The organism is Streptococcus parasanguinis (assembly GCF_031582885.1).
GTDB lineage: Bacteria > Bacillota > Bacilli > Lactobacillales > Streptococcaceae > Streptococcus > Streptococcus parasanguinis_M.
Window position 1 is genome coordinate 1,063,601 of the sequence record NZ_CP133988.1, and the last position, 18,727, is coordinate 1,082,327.

The following is an 18,727-nucleotide window of genomic DNA, read 5'->3' on the forward strand; positions in this document are numbered from 1 at the left end:
ATGAGCCTTCTTTCTAAGAATAAATCAAATTTCTCTCTAATTATAGCATAAAATTTATAATAGTTCATGATAATGAGGAAGAATCACTATTGGTGATGCCTCGATTTCTTTGTAATCTATACGAAAAGGACTATAATATAGATAGGAAATAGGAGGGAGGAGAGAAAAAATGGCCTACATCGAAATGCAGCACTGTTACAAGCGATACACTAGTGGAGAAACGGAGATTCTCGCTAATCAGGATGTTTCTTTTGAGATTGAAAAAGGCGAATTGGTCATTATTTTAGGGGCGTCAGGAGCTGGAAAATCAACAGTTCTCAATATCTTAGGAGGGATGGACACGAATGACGAAGGACAGGTCCTGATTGATGGGGTGGATATTTCTAAGCTCAATTCCCATCAACGAACGGATTATCGACGAGATGACGTTGGCTTTGTCTTTCAATTTTATAATTTAGTAGCCAATCTGACAGCCAAGGAAAATGTCGAATTGGCTTCAGAAATCGTCTCTGATGCCTTGGATCCGGAAGCCGTTTTAAGAGAAGTAGGACTTGGCAATCGTCTTGATAATTTTCCTGCACAATTGTCAGGTGGAGAGCAACAACGGGTGGCGATTGCTCGGGCAGTGGCGAAAAACCCTAAAATTCTCCTTTGCGATGAGCCTACAGGAGCCTTAGACTACCAGACAGGTAAGCAAGTATTGGGGATTTTACAGGCCATGTCTCGTAAAAAGGGAGCGACGGTCATCATCGTAACCCATAATGCTGCTTTAGCCCTGATTGCAGACCGTGTGATTCGCATGCATGATGCCAAGGTCAAGTCGGTAGAAATCAATGAGCTTCCTCAAGATATTGCTACACTAGAGTATTAGAAGAGGTGCTAGCATGAAACGAAAAGTCTATTGGAAGGATCTGTTTGGTTCTTTTACACATTCAAAAGGACGTTTTCTCTCCATCTTAACCTTGATGTTGTTGGGAAGCTTGGCCTTGGTAGGCTTAAAGGTGACTACTCCAAATATGCATCGAACGGCTAACCAGTTTATTCAGCAACAAAAGATGCTAGATCTTGCTGTCATGGGGGACTTGGGATTAGACCAGGTAGACCAAGAGGAGCTTTTAGGACTCAAAGGGACGCGTGTCGAATTTGGTTCACTGCTGGATCTGACGTTGAAAGGAACAGGAAAGGCAATCCGACTTTTTTCTCCCCCAAAGAGTCTCTCTTCTTTTCGTGTGACCAAGGGGCGTCTGCCTCAAAAAGAAGGGGAATTGGCCCTAGCGAGTTTTTGGGAGGATCGTTATCGATTAGGGGATACCCTCACACTTGAAGAAAAGGCGGGAACTAGGTCTAGTTTAAAGCAAAAGCAATTCACCATTGTTGGCTTTGTTCAATCCTCTGAGATGTGGTCTCAAAAGAATTTAGGCACTGCCATGAGTGGCAGTGGGAATCTGGATGCCTATGCTCTGGTTTCAAAAGAGGTCTTTACGACTAAACTCCCTGTGATGGCGCGGATCCAGTTTGATGATCTGAGATCTTTGGATTCTTTTTCGCAAGCCTACCAAAAACGGCTCGAAGCTCACCAAGAAGAGTTAGAAAAACTTCTGAAAGACAATGGAAAGGCTCGCTATCAAAGACTCAAGAAGGAGGCGGATGGGCAGATCCAAAAAGGCCAGAAAGAACTCAGTCGTGCCAAGGAAACCCTCCAGTCAGCCAAGAATCAGATCGATCAGGCTCAAAAGCAATTAGACTTGCAGGAGACGCAACTCAGTAAACTAGCTCCATTTCTGCCAGCTAAAGAGCATCTAGCCAGTCAAGAAAAAATCCATCAAGCTAAAGAACAACTGGATCAGAAAAAGAAGGACTGGACCGAAGGTGAAACGGAGCTTGCAAAAAAAGAGGAGGAGCTAAAAAAAGCCCAAACCGAGCGAGATCAGCTGGAAATTCCAACTTATCATGTCTATGACCGCAAGACCATGCCAGGCGGACAAGGTTACCTGATGTATAGCAATGCTAGTAGCAGTATCTCTGCTGTCGGAAATATTTTTCCGGTCGTTCTTTATCTGGTAGCAGCCATGGTAACCTTCACCACGATGACGCGCTTTGTCGATGAAGAGCGGACCAATGCAGGCGTTTTTAAGGCGTTGGGCTATCGAACCAAGGACATCATTCTCAAATTTGTCCTCTATGGATTCTTTGCTGGTACGATTGGAACCCTTCTAGGAACCTTGTTGGGGCATTATTTCCTATCGGGAATCATCTCCAACATTATTACGCAAGGGATGGTTATAGGAGAGAGCAGAGAGTATTTTTATAGGGATATAACTCTGATTGCTCTCGGACTATCTTTCATCGCGAGTGTGCTTCCAGCTTACTGGGTTGCTCGTAAGGAATTAAAAGAAGAAGCCAATCTTTTATTACTGCCCAAACCACCAGTATCTGGTTCGAAAATTTTTCTGGAGCGTATCCATTTTATTTGGAAACGTCTGAATTTCACGCACAAGGTTACTGCTCGTAATCTCTTTCGTTACAAACAAAGGATGATGATGACTATTTTTGGAGTGGCGGGTTCTGTTGCTCTTCTCTTTGCAGGGCTAGGGATTCAATCTTCTGTAGGAAGTGTTTCCAAACGCCAATTTCAAGAGATCCTATCTTATGAGTTGATTGTAGCCAAAAAAACGAATGCCTCCTACCAAGAAAGCAAAGAACTAACCAATCGTCTGGCAAAATCAGACATCAAGGATTATCGAGCTATCTATAGTAAGGTCATTGAAGCTTCTTTAAAAAATGGACACGACAAACAGACCGTTACGATGTTGGTTACGGATCGTGCAGATTTTTCTCCCTTTGTCAGCCTGCGTTCTTTCAAGCAAGGGGAGTCCTTGTCTCTAAAGAAAGGGGTTATCATCAGTAGCAAACTGGCACAACTAGCCCAGATTACAGTTGGGGATCGACTGACCCTAGATGGCCACTCTTTTAAGGTGGCAGGAATCACTGAAAATTATGTCGGCCATTTTATCTATATGGATCAGGCAAGTTACCAAAAAATCTACGGAGAGCGGACTTCAGAAAACAGCTATTTGGTACAGCTGCGAAATTCATCCACACAACAAGTGCAAGCAGTTAGTCGGGACATGATGGCTCTTGCAGCTGTGAAGGCAGTCAGTCAAAATGCTTCGATGATTTCCCTCTTTAACTCAGTTGCCAAATCGTTGGACACCACCATGATGATTCTAGTAGTTGTATCGGTTTTGTTAGCTATCGTGATCTTGTATAATTTAACCAATATCAATGTGGCAGAACGGATCCGTGAATTATCGACCATCAAGGTCTTGGGATTCCATAATAAGGAAGTGACACTCTATATTTACCGCGAAACCATCTTATTGTCTATCATAGGGATCCTCATGGGGTTAGTGGGGGGCTATTATCTTCATCAATTTCTTATTGCCATGATTGCACCAGATGCCATTCTCTTTTACCCCAAAGTAGGACTTGGTGTTTTCCTCTTCCCTGTAGGGGGACTGATCCTTCTTTTGGTCCTGTTAGGAATTTATGTTGACCATTATCTCCGAAAAGTAGACATGCTCGAAGCCCTCAAATCAGTAGACTAAGATACAAAGCCGTTAAGCAACTCAAAGGAAAATAGGAAATCCCACGACGAAGCGTCCGCTTCTAGTTGGATTTATCTTTTTCCAAAGAGTTGTAGGCGTGTTCGTTTATAAGATACAAAGCCCGTAGCTGATAGCGACAAAATGAGTCCTCTAACCTTATTTTTCATTTCACCAGCAACGAATGTTTATAAAACTTTCACCTCAGGGTGGAAGTTTTTCTTCTCTTTGTTATAATGGAGAGTAGGAGAAGATCATGACTAAAATTGCTTTACTTTCAGATATTCATGGAAATACGACAGCTTTGGAAGCTGTCCTAGAGGATAGTCGAAAAGCCAAGGTGGATGAATATTGGCTCTTGGGAGATAGTTTGATGCCTGGAACAGGTAGACGCGCTCTTTTGGAGCTGTTAGAGGAGCTTCCTATTACGGTGAAAGTCCTTGGAAACTGGGAAGATAGTCTTTGGCGGGCTATGAGGGGGATGTTGGATGAGACCAGACCCAGTCATCGCTACCTCATGCGCCAGTGTCAATATATTCTTGAAGAAATCACGCCCCAGGAAATTGAAGACATGCAGAAAATGCCCATGCAGGTTCATAGAGAAATCGCAGGTTTAAAGATCGGCATTACCCACCACTTACCTGATAAGAATTGGGGTCGCGAATTGATCCATATTGGTGAGCAGAAGGATTTTGATCGTTTGGTGACAAACCCGTCTTGTGATATTGCAGTATACGGACACATTCACCAGCAGTTTTTCCGTTACGGGACAGGAGGAGAACTGATTATCAATCCTGGCTCGATCGGTCAACCTTTCTTTTTGGAAAAGAATCTTCGCAAGGACCTTCGGGCCATGTATGCTATTCTTGAATTTGATCAAATGGGGCTAAAAGATGTAGATTTTAGACGGGTGAACTATGATGTCCAAAAAGAACTGCAACTCGCCAAAGACCTCCATCTTCCTTATTACCAAGTGTATTATGAAAGTTTGGTCAATGGCATTCATCATACCCACAATCATGAGCTACTTCATGAAATTGAGCAGAGAGAAGGTCATGATCGGGAAATCGATGCTTGGCTAGAGGACTTCTTCCAATAGTGTAACTGTTGACATTACAACTAAAAAGAGTATAATAGGAATAACGAAAGTCGTCCCTTGACTGTTGTTCAATAGACTCTACCTTCAAAACGGGTAGAAAGGAGTGAAGTTATGCAAATTTCGAGTCGCTTTACCATTGGGACTCATGTCTTGATCATGATTGCTCTACAAGGAGAAAAAACAAAAGTAACCAGTGATTTTTTGGCAGGAAGTGTCGGTGTGAACCCTGTTATTATTCGAAAGACCTTGTCTCAGTTGAAGAAAGCTGGATTGATCCATGTAGCGCGTGGGACAGGCGGAGCTGAGCTCGCAAAAGCATCCGATGAGATCAGCCTGCTGGATATCTATCAAGCGGTAGAATGCTTAGGTTCGACAGGTCAATTATTTGGTTTTCATGACAATCCAAATCCAGCCTGCCCAATTGGCCACAATATCCACAATGTTTTAGATGGGAAGCTTGAGGACATTCAGACTGCTATGGAAAAAGAAATGTCTCAAACCACTTTAAAAGACGTCGTAGAAGACACGCAGAAAAAAATGAATCTAGAATCGGTTTCATAAGAAAAATGAGAGTGGGACAGAAATCGGTAATTCGTTAGAATTCGATTTCGTCGTCCCACCTCCGCACAGTTGAGTAGGGCTGTAAAAGCTAATGAAATCAGCGTAGTAGAGCCCACTCAACCACTGCGTCTTGCTCGACAATCCAAAGATAATTAAGAGGCTAGGACTTTTGTCCCAGCCTCATTTTTTATCATTATTAACGAAACATTCTGTATGGTACGACTTGGACCTACAAAAGGATTAGTCAAAGTAAAGTAAGTCTTTGCTGGTTTCTGTGAAGAGTCCAAATCCGTCTTTTGTGACGTACCCACAATCTTCGATACGGACACCGACTTTACCTGGAATATAGATTCCTGGTTCGACTGAGAAGCACATGCCTTCTTCAAGTACCATGTCATTTCCTTCCATAATAGAAGGGAATTCATGCACGTCCATTCCGATCCCGTGTCCGAGGCGGTGGTTGAAGTACTCACCATAACCAGCTTTTTCGATGACGCTCCGTGCAGCACGGTCGACGTCATGTGCTGTTACACCAGGTTTGATCATGTCAATGGCTGCTTGTTGAGCTTCTAACGTCAAGTGGTAGATTTCTTTTTTGAAATCATCTGGTTTTCCAACTGCAACTGTACGAGTCATATCTGACGCATAACCATTCACCATACAGCCAAGGTCAAAGAGCAAGAGGGCATCGTTTTCGACTTTGTTGCTTCCAGGAATTCCGTGCGGGTTAGCTGCATTATTTCCAGTCAAGACCATGGTTTCAAAGCTCATTTCATAACCCAAGCGTTTGATACCAAAGTCGATTTCTGCTACGATATCAGTTTCTGTTTTATCCAGTGAGATGGCGTCGAATCCCATATTGACAGCCTTATCTGCATATTGACCAGCCACCAACATTTTTTGGATCTCATCAGCAGATTTGATCAAGCGCATCCGGTTAATTCGTGGTGTTAAGTTAGTAAATTCCGCTTTTTCAAAGACAGTGCGCAAGCCATTGTATTTGGTAAGGATCAAGTTATCATATTCAAGTGCAACAGTTTTGGCATCTGGTTTTGCGATAGCCCCTTTAATCTTTTCCCAAGGGTTTTCAGAATCCACATAGCCAACCACTTGGAAATCGACAACTGCAGTCGCCCGTTCCACTTCAAGGGCAGGAACGAAGAGAAGTGGTTCGTGGTCTGTGTAAACGAACAAGAAGAGTTGACGTTCGTGGGGATCACTGTAAAATCCAGTTAGGTAATTGATGGTGACAGGATCGGATACAACAGCGACATCTGTTTTTTCAGTTTCAAGAAAATCGACGATTTGATCTAATTTAGACATAATGCTACCTTCTTTCTATGGATCTATTTTGTCAAATTTTCCCCAAAAAAGCAAGAGTTTACAAAATTTTACCAAAATACTTGAAAGTGTTTACAATCCATGATAAAATAGGATTAATTAGAGAGTGAAAACGAAATTTTCAACAATGAAAGGAAATCTTATGAATACAGACGATACAGTAACAATTTATGATGTCGCCCGTGAAGCAGGGGTTTCAATGGCAACCGTTAGTCGTGTAGTAAATGGGAATAAAAACGTTAAAGAAAATACACGTAAAAAAGTTTTAGAAGTGATCGAACGCTTGGATTACCGTCCAAATGCTGTTGCGCGTGGTCTTGCTAGCAAGAAAACAACAACAGTCGGTGTTGTGATTCCAAACATCACGAATAGCTATTTCTCTACATTGGCTAAGGGGATCGATGACATTGCTGAAATGTACAAGTACAATATTGTTCTTGCAAATAGCGATGAAGACGATGACAAAGAAGTTTCAGTTGTAAACAACCTCTTTTCAAAACAAGTGGATGGGATCATTTTCATGGGCTATCATTTGACAGAAAAGATTCGCTCAGAATTTTCACGCTCTCGGACGCCAGTTGTCCTTGCTGGTACAGTGGATGTTGAACACCAATTGCCAAGTGTCAATATTGACTACAAGCAAGCGACTGTGGATGCTGTTACACAGTTGGCAAAACACAACAAGAAAATTGCTTTTGTAAGTGGCCCATTGGTGGATGATATCAATGGAAAAATTCGTTTGACAGGCTACAAAGAAGCTTTAAAAGCGAAAAAATTGAGCTATAGCGAAGGGCTTGTCTTTGAATCCAAGTACCGTTACGATGAAGGTTATAACTTGGCAGAACGCATCATTGCGTCAAAAGCAACAGCTGCCTTTGTAACAGGGGATGAATTGGCTGCAGGGCTCTTGAACGGCTTGTCTGATAAGGGAATCAAGGTACCAGAAGACTTTGAAATTATTACCAGCGATGATTCACAAGTAACTCGTTACACGCGTCCAAATCTATCAACGATTGGCCAACCCTTGTATGACCTTGGTGCGATCAGTATGCGCATGTTGACCAAGATCATGCACAAAGAAGAGTTGGAAGAACGCGAAGTGTTGTTGTCTCATACGATCAACCAACGTGGAACGACCAAAAAATAGGGATTAGTAGACTAGAGTCTCGACATGGGAAGACGTGTCTACTAGTCTGAGAGGTTAGAACAGAACTGTTCTAGCCTCTTTTTTATACTGCAAACAGGTAGAGACTTGCTGGGCACTCTTTATTTCGGTATAATAGAGGGTATGAAAGTTTTACTGTATTTAGAAGGAAAATCCGTCTTACAAAAATCAGGAATTGGTCGAGCCTTGCAGCATCAAATGCATGCGCTTGATTTGGCTGGGATTCCGTATACGACAGATATTTTAGGAGATTATGATGTGGTGCATATCAATACCTATGGCCCACGGAGTTTCCTTTTGCTCCATGCAGCAAAGCGTCGTGGAAAGAAAGTCATCATGCATGGCCATTCAACCCGTGAGGATTTTGAAAATTCATTTATCGGGTCTAACTTTTTTGCGCCCTTGTTTGGGAAGTATTTAGCTCACATGTACCAAAAGGCAGACTATGTGATCACGCCATCTGAGTATTCCAAACACCTGATTCAGTCTTATGGGGTGACTACACCGATTATCGCGGTCTCCAATGGGATTGATTTGGAAAAATACAAGAAGGATCCGAAAAAAGAAGAGGTCTTTCGAAAGCATTTTAATATCCAAGAAGGCCAAAAGGTTGTCATCTGTGCAGGGCTTTATTTTAAACGCAAAGGGATTGAAGATTTCGTAGAAGTGGCCCGTCGCATGCCGGATGTGCGCTTTATTTGGCTAGGTTCTATCAACAAATGGATCATTCCGCGTAAGATTCGTCGTATCGTGGAAAAGGATCATCCGAGTAATGTGGAATTCCCTGGCTACTTCAAGGGAGCGGTCTTCCAAGGGGCCATGACGGGTTCAGATGCTTTCTTCTTCCCATCTTATGAAGAAACAGAAGGAATCGTTGTTTTGGAAGCCTTGGCCAGTCATCAGCACACGGTCTTGCGGGATATTCCAGTATACAATGGCTGGATCGACGAGACGTCTTCTGAATTGTGCCATAATGTAGACGAATTTGTGGATTCCTTGAACAAGGTCTTGAACGGTCAAGTAGACAAGCGGGAGGCGGGCTACAAGGTCGCTGAAAGTCGTTCGATCGACTTAGTGGCTTATCAATTGGTCGAAGCCTATCAAACAGTTTTGGAGATGTAAGATGCGTGTAGGGTTATTTACAGATACCTATTTCCCGCAAGTTTCGGGAGTGGCGACCAGTATTCGGACGCTCAAAACAGAATTAGAAAAATTGGGTCACACAGTCTTTATCTTTACGACAACGGATAAAGATGTCAACCGCTATGAAGATTGGCAGATCATTCGGATTCCAAGTGTGCCTTTCTTCGCCTTTAAGGACCGCCGCGTTGCTTATCGTGGATTCTCAAAGGCGCTTGCCATTGCCAAGCAATACCAGTTGGATATTATCCATACCCAGACTGAGTTTTCACTGGGCCTTTTGGGAGTGTGGATTGGACGCGAATTGCGGATTCCAGTCATTCATACCTACCATACCCAGTATGAGGACTATGTCCGCTATATTGCAAGAGGCATGGTCATTCGCCCAAGTATGGTCAAATACATTGTGAGAAGTTATATGAATGATCTGGACGGAGTGATCTGTCCAAGTGAGATCGTCTATGACTTGCTCCAAAAGTACAAGGTCAAGGCAGAAAAACGCATTATTCCGACAGGGATTGATTTGGCCAAGTTTGACCGGCCAGAAATCACTCCGACAGAGACAGCAACCCTTCGTGAAAAATATGAAGTCGCAGAAGATGAAACGCTTTTACTGAGTCTGTCGCGGGTTTCTTATGAAAAGAATATTCAGGCTGTTATTGCGGCTCTTCCTGATGTCCTCAAGGTCAATCCAAAAGTTAAGTTGATCGTTGCTGGAGATGGTCCTTATTTGGATGATTTGAAAAAACAAGCGGCGAAACTGGGGATTTCAGATGCGGTTGTCTTTACAGGGATGATCCCACCAAATGAGACAGCTCTCTACTATAAAGCGGCTGACTTCTTTATTTCAGCTTCAACGAGTGAGACGCAAGGATTGACCTATTTAGAGAGTATTGCAAGTGGTACTCCAATCATCGCTCATGGCAATCCTTATCTCAATCATGTGATTGATGACCCTATGTTTGGAAAGCTCTTTTATGAAGAGAGCGATCTGGCACAAGCGATTCTTGAAGCGATTGACGAGATGCCCGCAATCGATGAGACCAAGTGGGCAGAAAAGATTGATGATATTTCTGCAGCAACCTTTGGCCGTCGGGTCTACGAATTTTACTTGGATAAAATCATCTCTAAAGACTTTTCAAATGATTTAAATCCTGAGCAAAGTCGAGTCAAGCGGATGTCTAAGACCATTGTGAAAATCCCGACCAAGGTGATTGCTCTTCCGGTCAATGGATCTGTGAAGATGATGAAGGCTTCGGTCAAACAAGTGAAGAAAATCCGTAAAATCACACATTTCTTTGATTGAAAATGAAACTTTTTCTTGCAAAATTTTTCAATCGTGCTATAATAACTGACAGAGACATATCAAATCTAGGAAATCTGATAGAGAGCGCGTGGGGCTGGAAATCGCGTAGAGGATAGGTTTGGGACTACTCGTGATTCTTTTATGCAAACATAAAACGGTGGCTACGTTAGAGCCAATCAGAGGTGTCCCTCTTTTTTGAGGAACATAAATGAAGGTGGAACCACGTTGCGACGTCCTTTTGAGGAGGTCGCTTTTTTGATTTCTTAATGAAGACATCAAAAGGAATGATGATTCCAATGTTCAAAGACACCTCCCACCCATTTAGCTACTAAAAACTTTATAAGGAGAAAATCATGATTAAGATTACTTTCCCAGATGGCGCTGTTCGTGAATTCGAATCTGGCGTTACAACTTTTGAAATTGCCCAATCAATCAGCAATTCTTTGGCTAAAAAAGCCCTTGCTGGTAAATTCAACGGCAAATTGATTGACACAACTCGTGCCATCACTGAAGATGGAAGCATTGAAATCGTGACACCTGATCACGAAGACGCTCTTCCAATCTTGCGTCACTCAGCGGCTCACTTGTTCGCTCAAGCAGCTCGTCGCCTCTTCCCAGATATCCACTTGGGTGTCGGTCCAGCGATCGAAGATGGTTTCTACTACGATACAGACAACCAAGCTGGTCAAATCTCTAACGAAGACCTTCCTCGTATCGAAGAAGAAATGAAGAAAATCGTGAAAGAAAACTTCCCATCTATTCGTGAAGAAGTGACCAAGGATGAAGCGCGTGAAATCTTCAAAAATGATCCATACAAATTGGAATTGATTGAAGAACACTCAGAAGACGAAGGTGGGTTGACCATCTACCGTCAAGGTGAATACGTTGACCTTTGCCGTGGCCCACACGTCCCATCAACTGGTCGCATCCAAATCTTCCACCTTCTTAACGTTGCTGGTGCTTACTGGCGTGGGAATAGCGACAATGCCATGATGCAACGGATCTATGGTACTGCTTGGTTTGACAAGAAAGACTTGAAGAACTATCTTCAAATGCGTGAAGAAGCTAAGGAACGTGACCACCGTAAACTTGGTAAAGAGCTTGACCTCTTCATGATTTCTCAAGAAGTTGGTCAAGGTCTTCCATTCTGGTTGCCAAATGGTGCGACCATCCGTCGTGAGTTGGAACGCTACATCGTTGATAAAGAAGTAGCAGCAGGCTACCAACACGTCTACACTCCACCAATTGCTTCTGTAGAACTTTATAAAACTTCAGGTCACTGGGATCACTACCGCGAAGACATGTTCCCACCAATGGATATGGGGGATGGAGAAGAGTTTGTTCTTCGTCCAATGAACTGCCCTCACCACATTGAAGTCTACAAACACCATGTGCATTCTTACCGTGAATTGCCAATCCGTATCGCTGAAATTGGTATGATGCACCGTTATGAAAAATCTGGTGCTCTGACTGGTTTGCAACGTGTCCGTGAAATGTCTCTGAATGATGGTCATACTTTTGTGGCTCCAGAACAAATCGAGGAAGAATTCAAGAAGATCCTTCAATTGATCATCGATGTGTATGAAGACTTTAACTTGACGGATTACCGTTTCCGCTTGTCTTATCGTGATCCTGAAGACAAACACAAATACTTTGACAACGATGAAATGTGGGAAAATGCGCAACGCATGTTGAAAGCAGCCGTTGATGATATGGGTGTTGAGTACTATGAAGCTGAAGGAGAAGCAGCCTTCTACGGACCAAAATTGGATATCCAAGTGAAAACAGCTCTTGGTAAAGAAGAAACCCTTTCTACCATCCAATTGGACTTCTTGCTTCCAGAACGTTTTGATCTTCATTACATCGGAGCAGATGGGGAAGAACATCGTCCGGTCATGATCCACCGTGGGGTTATCTCAACCATGGAACGCTTTACTGCGATCTTGATTGAAAACTACAAGGGAGCTTTCCCAACCTGGCTTGCTCCTCACCAAGTAACCCTTATTCCAGTATCGAACGAAAAACACGTAGACTATGCTTGGGAAGTGGCTAAGAAACTTCGTGACCGTGGTGTTCGTGCTGATGTGGATGAACGCAATGAAAAAATGCAGTTCAAGATCCGTGCTTCTCAAACTCAAAAGATTCCTTATCAATTGATCGTTGGGGACAAGGAAATGGAAGACAAGGCTGTAAACGTGCGTCGTTATGGCCAAAAAGAAACAGAAACCATGTCAGTGGATGCATTTGTAGAATTAATTCTTACAGATATTGCCAATAAATCTCGTGTTGAGAAATAAACCATTTAACCTAGAACAAAATCTCAGCCACCTAAAAAGCAACAACTGAAATAGTTGTTGCTTTTTTACATTTTGATTAAGCTGAGCTAGTAGTGATCGGTCAAACCACCACAAATAGTATCCTCATCAACAATCCTTTCTATCCATGAACTTTTGGATATAGGATATCCTCCCAAGATTTGCTTCCATGAGTTAGATAAGTTGACTATCCTCAATCCTTGTCTGCTTCATTTTCTTTTACGAGATCGTTTTGTGAATCTTTTTCAGAGAGTTTTTGATCGATATACTTGTCAATGTTTTCGTAAAATTCCTTGGTCGTCTCACTATCTAATTTTGTCGAATTATGGACTTGATTGACTTTCAATTGAACAGATTGAATACCGTAAGAGTCTTGTTTTTGGCGAATGGTTTCTAATTCTTCTTCTGAAATCGGATCTCCAACAACTGTCAAGACCAATTCATTGCTACTTGACTTGTAGACTTGATTAATGATCGTATGATTGGCAAACTCTTTTCCTACAAACTGTTTGATCCCTTCTTTTCGTGCTTGATCCATCGTCAGAGTGACTGCTGAATAGCTGGCTGGAAGAACCAATAATACAATCAAGGAGATCAACCCAATTCTCATTTTCATGTTTAGCTCTTTAAATGAACTTAAGGGAGATTGTCTCATCATAATTCTTGTTCCAACAATATTGATTAGCATGATAAAGACACAGTTGATCAAGAAAAGATAGAGAGCCCCAAATAAAAATCGTACATTTCCATTAGCTAAACCATAGCCTGCAGTGCAGATAGGTGGCATCAGAGCTGTTGCAATAGCTACTCCTGGCACGATATTGTTTGCTTCTTTTTTTCTTGAACCAATGACACCTGCTATCCCACCCGCAATAGCAATGAGAACATCCCAAATGGTTGGAGAGGTTCGTGCAATCAATTCGCTACTTGCATAAGATAAGGGAGAAATCCAGAAATATAGAGTCGAGACAAGCAAACTGACCAATACTTGAGTAAATAAAACCCCTAGAGATTGCTTGATTAAACGCGTATCAAAAATAGCTAAACCAAACCCCAGTCCAATAATCGGTGTCATAAGAGGGGAAATCAGCATGGCTCCAATAATGACAGCTGTTGAATTCATATTTAGACCTATAGAGGCAATAAAAATCGAACACATCAAAATCACTGTATCTCTTAATCGAACATGAAGGTCATCATATAGTTTCTCGCGGAATTCACGTGTTGAATAGTTTCCGGACATTGGTTACTCCTTTTATTTCATATAATCTTGTTTCTGCATGGATGATGGTAGAGAGACTTCTGTCCAAACTGACATGTTTTTAATTCTTACCTGTGATTCTTTTGAACATTATCTTTTAAATATCCATCAGTCCATCCTTGACATTATATCAAAAATTTTACAGTCTTTCTCTGAAGAAATCAATTGATTTAAAAGATAGAGAAAGGAAGTAATTTTTGTATCCTTATCCGAATAAGAAGAAAAACGATATCTCCTCTGAAAATAGATACCGTTTTAATGTTTAAACAGTATGAGTTTGTAGCAGCAATCCTAGCAGATATCGCCAACAAATCACGTGTTGAGAAATAATGAAAAAATAAAAAGATTAAGGATAAAACAATCTAAAAAACCTTCCCTTAGGTGAGTAAGAACGTCAGCGAACTTCTATGAAGTTCCAAAACTCCCGAGTGAGAGTGGGACAGAAATCGGTAATTCGTTAGAATTCGATTTCGTCGTCCCACCTCCGCACAGTTGAGTAGGGCTGTAAAAGCTGATGAAATCAGCGTAGTAGAGCCCACTCAACCACTGCGTCTTGCTCGACAATCCAAAAACAATTAAGAGGCTATGATTTCTGTCCCACTCTCACTTTTCTCACGACGGAAAGTTTTCTAAATATGATTTATTAGCTATAGCAAGTAGGAAATTAACTTTTTTTAGAATCACTCAAGTGATTTTATCTTCTACATATCATTCGTTTTTTCTGAGACTGAGATTTTAACTTCTCGGTCTTTTTTACCCTTTCTTATAGGAAAGTCCAGCAATTGAGGCTCCACATTTCTTCATAAGTTTGATATAATAAGAAGATAGAGATTGATTAGGAAAAGAAGCATTAGAAACAGGTATGTAAGATGAAAAAAATATTAGTAGTTGATGATGAAAAACCAATTTCAGATATTATCAAATTTAACATGGCAAAAGAGGGCTATGAAGTCTTGACAGCCTTTGATGGCCGGGAAGCTTTGGAAGTCTTTGCGGCTGAGAATCCGGATATTATTATTCTAGATTTGATGTTGCCAGAGATTGATGGTCTGGAAGTGGCGCGTACCATTCGCAAGACCAGCAATGTGCCCATCATTGTCCTTTCTGCCAAAGATACAGAATTTGATAAGGTTATCGGACTTGAAATTGGTGCTGATGACTATGTGACCAAACCCTTCTCTAATCGGGAATTGCAAGCGCGTGTGAAGGCCTTGTTGCGTCGTTCGGAGTTTGCGGCTGATCCTCAGCTTGAAAATGAGGCCGATACGGAAATTGTCATTGGTGATCTTCACATTCTTCCAGATGCCTTCTTGGTTCAAAAAGGCAACAAAGAATTGGACTTGACCCATCGTGAGTTTGAATTGCTCTATCACCTTGCGACCCATGTCGGTCAAGTGATGACCCGTGAACACCTTCTTGAGACGGTGTGGGGCTATGATTACTTTGGTGATGTTCGGACAGTGGACGTGACAGTTCGTCGTTTGCGTGAAAAAATCGAGGACACACCGGGACGTCCAGAATATATCTTGACCCGCCGTGGTGTCGGATATTATATGAGAAACAATGATTGATCAACTAAAACAATTTGTCATGTCGTCGAACTTTGTCTTTGTTCTGATTACGGTTGGGTTTATCATTGTGGTAGCCTTGCTTTTGCTAGAAAACCGTAGGGACAATATCAAGCTCAGACAATTAAACGCCAAAATTAAGGATCTGATTGCAGGGGACTATTCCGAAGTGGTCGACATGCAAGGAAGTCCAGAACTGACGGATATGACCAATAGTATCAATGATCTGTCGGAGGTTATTCGCCTGACGCATGAAAACTTGGAACAAGAAACCAAGCGTTTGACCAGTATCCTTTCTTATATGACAGATGGGGTGCTTGCGACCAACAGACGCGGTCAGATCATCATGGTCAATGAAATGGCAGCCAAGCAATTGAATGTTAATCCAGATGAGGTGCTCAATACCAGTATTCTGGATTTGCTTTCGCTTGGAGATGACTATGATCTGCGAAGCTTGATTACAGAAGTACCAGAGTTGACCATCGATTCCCAGGATGAAAATGGGGAATACATAAGTCTTCGTGTGCGCTTTGCCTTGATTCGTCGCGAGTCAGGTTTTATCTCTGGTCTGGTAGCTGTCTTGCACGATACGACGGAGCAGGACAAGGAAGAGCGGGAACGTCGCCTCTTTGTCTCCAATGTGAGTCATGAATTACGGACACCTTTGACCAGTGTGAAATCCTATCTAGAAGCCCTGGACGATGGCGCTTTGTCAGAGCCGGTAGCACCAGATTTTGTCAAGGTTTCGCTCAATGAAACCAACCGCATGATGCGCATGGTCACAGATCTATTGAGCTTGTCACGAATCGATAATGAAACCAGTCAGTTGGACATCGAGTTGACCAACTTTACGGCCTTTATCACCTTTATTTTGAACCGGTTTGATAAGATCAAGAGTCAATCGCAAGAAGATACCAAGAAGTATGAACTGATCCGGGAATACCCGATCACCCCGATCTGGGTTGAAATTGATACGGATAAAATGACCCAGGTGATCGACAATATCTTGAACAATGCCATCAAGTACTCACCTGATGGTGGAAAAATCAAGGTAGGGATGAAAACGACGGATGCCCAGTTGATTATTTCCATTTCAGATGAGGGCTTGGGAATTCCCAAGAAAGACTTGCCACGCATTTTTGATCGCTTTTACCGAGTGGATAAGGCGCGTAGCCGGGCCCAAGGTGGGACTGGTCTAGGCTTAGCCATTGCTAAGGAGATCGTTAAGCAACACAAGGGCTTTATTTGGGCCAAGAGTGAATATGGCAAGGGATCTACTTTTACCATTGTCTTGCCGTACGACAAAGATGCTATTAAAGACGACTGGGATACAGAAGAGGAAGAATAAGGAGTCAATGACAGAAGAGGGATTTAAGTATAGTATTTTAGCTTCAGGTTCTAGTGGGAATTCTTTCTACCTTGAGACGCCAAAGAAAAAACTGCTTATTGATGCAGGCCTATCAGGGAAAAAGATTACGGGACTATTGGCTGAAATTGATCGCAAACCAGAAGACTTAGATGCCATTTTGATTACGCACGAACACTCAGACCATATCCATGGTGTGGGTGTTTTAGCGCGGAAATATGGCATGGATCTATATGCTAATGAAGCAACTTGGAAGGCTATGGAAGGCACCAAGTATCTAGGCAAGGTTGATGATGCTCAAAAGCACATCTTTGAAATGGGGAAGACCAAGACATTTGGCGATATCGATATCGAAAGTTTTGGGGTCAGTCACGATGCTGCAGCCCCTCAATTCTATCGCTTTATGAAGGATGGCAAGAGCTTCGTCATGCTGACGGATACGGGCTATGTGAGTGATCGCTTGGCAGGAATCGTCGCAGATGCTGATGGCTATCTGATTGAGTCCAACCATGATGTAGAGATCCTTCGAGCAGGTTCGTATGCTTGGCGCTTGAAGCAGCGGATCTTGTCAGACCTAGGCCACCTTTCTAACGAAGACGGTGCAGATGCCATGATCCGAACCTTGGGAAATCGTACCAAGAAGATTTATCTGGGACATTTGTCAAAAGAGAACAATATCAAAGAATTGGCTCATATGACCATGGAGAATCAACTGGCTCGAGCAGATCTAGCTGTCGGCCATGATTTTGAGGTGTTAGATACCTCGCCAGATACCGCGACCCCTTTGACGAAGATATAAGATGGAAAACCACCTGCAGGTGGTTTTTTATATGTCTATTTGAGGAAATCTATATCTAGTAATGAATTTGCTCTTTACCAAAAATTCGTGTATGATAGGAAAGAATGAATTCTGAGTGAGAGTCACGAGAGTAGAATAATAAATGAAAAAAATGATGTTATTACTGGCTAGTTTGGTTGCTTTAACAGCTTGTAGTCAGTCTAAGCAAGATACGAAAGAGTCGACTTCCAATCAAACGACGAAGGAAACAAAAGTATCAGAGTCTTCTAAAGAAGAAAAAGGTTTGAAATTTGTAGTAGCACCTCAGTATGAAGGTAAAAAATCTGAGCTAATTGAGTTAGGAAAAAAATTGGTCAAGGACCATCCTGAACTCGGAAGTGAAGGTAATATGGCGCTCTACTTCACGGGAGCTATTTCTGAAGGAAGAGCAGCGCTCATGTTGGTCAATAAGACAGATATGGATATCAAGAAAGATTTGAATTTTTCAATTTCTTGGTCTTATGATGGAAAGACTATTTTTGATAATCAAAAGGTAAGTTATTTCATCACGGATAGCGGCGAATTACCTTCTCATACAGCAACTTTGATATTGTTGCCACTGAATGAGGAACAATTGGGAATTGTAGATGGAATGTCAGATCCATCTAAGATGAAGCTTCAAATGTCAGATGTGAACGCTGTAGAGTGATTACGAAAAAAGAATCATACAAAGGAGAAGTAAATGCGCCTTGTTTATCTTACGATTGGTTTTGTGTCTTTGGGATTAGGAATTATTGGGATTCCATTACCGATTTTACCGACGACTCCCTTTTTATTGCTATCGATGGCCTGCTTTGCTAAAAGTTCCAAACGCTTTGAAGAGTGGCTCTACCAAACCAAGCTTTATCAAACCTATGTAGCGGATTACCGAGAGACCAAATCGATTGCCAAAGAACGGAAGAAATGGATCCTTCTTCAGATCTACATTCTGATGGGGATTTCGATCTTTCTGGCACCGATTATTTGGGTGAAGCTTGCTCTAGGGGCTTTGACGATTTTTATCACCTATTATCTCTTAAAAGTGATCCCTAATAAGCCTGAAAATCCAACAGAAGAAAATCCTGATTAAAAATGGAGAATTCAGGCCCTAGAACTAGGAAAAGAAGTGCGTTCGTGCTTCTTTTTTGGTATACTTAAAGGTATGAATTTATTAGAAAGTAGG

At 42.1% G+C, this 18,727-nt stretch carries 15 protein-coding genes; 13 read left to right on the forward strand and 2 right to left on the reverse strand.

Translation table 11 applies throughout. The features are described 5' to 3' along the window. Positions 1-169 precede the first annotated feature (169 nt). The 4 genes from RDV49_RS05040 to RDV49_RS05055 all read left to right on the forward strand — a co-directional run bounded on the left by RDV49_RS05040 (position 170) and on the right by RDV49_RS05055 (position 5,265). Complete coding sequence (locus tag RDV49_RS05040; protein ID WP_003008174.1) at positions 170-871, forward strand: ABC transporter ATP-binding protein; 702 nt, start codon at positions 170-172, stop codon at positions 869-871. A 13-nt stretch (positions 872-884) separates the two neighbouring features. Next, complete coding sequence (locus RDV49_RS05045; RefSeq protein ID WP_003008172.1) at positions 885-3,608, forward strand: ABC transporter permease; 2,724 nt, start codon at positions 885-887, stop codon at positions 3,606-3,608. A gap of 253 nt (positions 3,609-3,861) precedes the next feature. Continuing rightward, positions 3,862-4,704, forward strand: a complete 843-nt coding sequence (locus RDV49_RS05050) for a metallophosphoesterase family protein (protein WP_003008170.1) — start codon at positions 3,862-3,864, stop codon at positions 4,702-4,704. Between the two features lie 111 nt (positions 4,705-4,815). Then, positions 4,816-5,265 carry an Rrf2 family transcriptional regulator gene (locus RDV49_RS05055; protein WP_003008168.1) on the forward strand — a complete coding sequence of 150 codons (450 nt, stop codon included), beginning with the start codon at positions 4,816-4,818 and terminating at the stop codon, positions 5,263-5,265. A gap of 240 nt (positions 5,266-5,505) precedes the next feature. On the opposite strand, the gene RDV49_RS05060 is transcribed toward RDV49_RS05055, so the two are convergent. Further along, positions 5,506-6,588, reverse strand: coding sequence for a M24 family metallopeptidase (locus RDV49_RS05060; protein ID WP_003008166.1), 1,083 nt, complete (start codon positions 6,586-6,588; stop codon positions 5,506-5,508). A gap of 160 nt (positions 6,589-6,748) precedes the next feature. Here RDV49_RS05060 and ccpA point away from each other — a divergent pair, with 160 nt between their 5' ends. From ccpA to thrS, 4 genes are all read left to right on the forward strand, one after another. Further along, a complete protein-coding gene (gene ccpA / locus RDV49_RS05065) occupies positions 6,749-7,753 on the forward strand; it encodes a catabolite control protein A (RefSeq protein ID WP_003005429.1) in 1,005 nt (334 codons plus the stop codon). Between the two features lie 141 nt (positions 7,754-7,894). Then, positions 7,895-8,893 carry an LTA glycolipid anchor biosynthesis glycosyltransferase, IagA/BgsA family gene (locus tag RDV49_RS05070; RefSeq protein WP_003008161.1) on the forward strand — a complete coding sequence of 333 codons (999 nt, stop codon included), beginning with the start codon at positions 7,895-7,897 and terminating at the stop codon, positions 8,891-8,893. Between the two features lies 1 nt (position 8,894). Continuing rightward, positions 8,895-10,217 (forward strand): glycosyltransferase family 4 protein, encoded by a 1,323-nt coding sequence (locus RDV49_RS05075; protein WP_003008160.1) that lies wholly within the window; start codon positions 8,895-8,897, stop codon positions 10,215-10,217. A 353-nt stretch (positions 10,218-10,570) separates the two neighbouring features. Then, positions 10,571-12,514, forward strand: coding sequence for a threonine--tRNA ligase (gene thrS, locus RDV49_RS05080; protein ID WP_003008158.1), 1,944 nt, complete (start codon positions 10,571-10,573; stop codon positions 12,512-12,514). Between the two features lie 211 nt (positions 12,515-12,725). Here the strand turns inward: thrS and RDV49_RS05085 are convergent, their stop codons facing one another. Then, complete coding sequence (locus RDV49_RS05085; RefSeq protein WP_003008156.1) at positions 12,726-13,775, reverse strand: DUF389 domain-containing protein; 1,050 nt, start codon at positions 13,773-13,775, stop codon at positions 12,726-12,728. A gap of 887 nt (positions 13,776-14,662) precedes the next feature. Between RDV49_RS05085 and yycF the strand changes: the two genes are divergently transcribed. The 5 genes from yycF to RDV49_RS05110 all read left to right on the forward strand — a co-directional run bounded on the left by yycF (position 14,663) and on the right by RDV49_RS05110 (position 18,634). After that, positions 14,663-15,364, forward strand: coding sequence for a response regulator YycF (gene yycF / locus RDV49_RS05090; protein ID WP_003008151.1), 702 nt, complete (start codon positions 14,663-14,665; stop codon positions 15,362-15,364). Then, on the forward strand, positions 15,357-16,709 hold the full coding sequence (gene vicK / locus RDV49_RS05095) for a cell wall metabolism sensor histidine kinase VicK (protein WP_003008150.1): 1,353 nt from the start codon (positions 15,357-15,359) through the stop codon (positions 16,707-16,709). Before yycF ends, vicK begins: the two co-directional genes overlap by 8 nt. A gap of 7 nt (positions 16,710-16,716) precedes the next feature. Next, a complete protein-coding gene (gene walJ, locus RDV49_RS05100) occupies positions 16,717-17,526 on the forward strand; it encodes an exodeoxyribonuclease WalJ (protein WP_023918725.1) in 810 nt (269 codons plus the stop codon). Between the two features lie 142 nt (positions 17,527-17,668). After that, on the forward strand, positions 17,669-18,214 hold the full coding sequence (locus RDV49_RS05105; protein WP_003008145.1) for a putative periplasmic lipoprotein: 546 nt from the start codon (positions 17,669-17,671) through the stop codon (positions 18,212-18,214). A gap of 33 nt (positions 18,215-18,247) precedes the next feature. Then, complete coding sequence (locus tag RDV49_RS05110; protein ID WP_003008142.1) at positions 18,248-18,634, forward strand: YbaN family protein; 387 nt, start codon at positions 18,248-18,250, stop codon at positions 18,632-18,634. Positions 18,635-18,727: the final 93 nt, after the last annotated feature.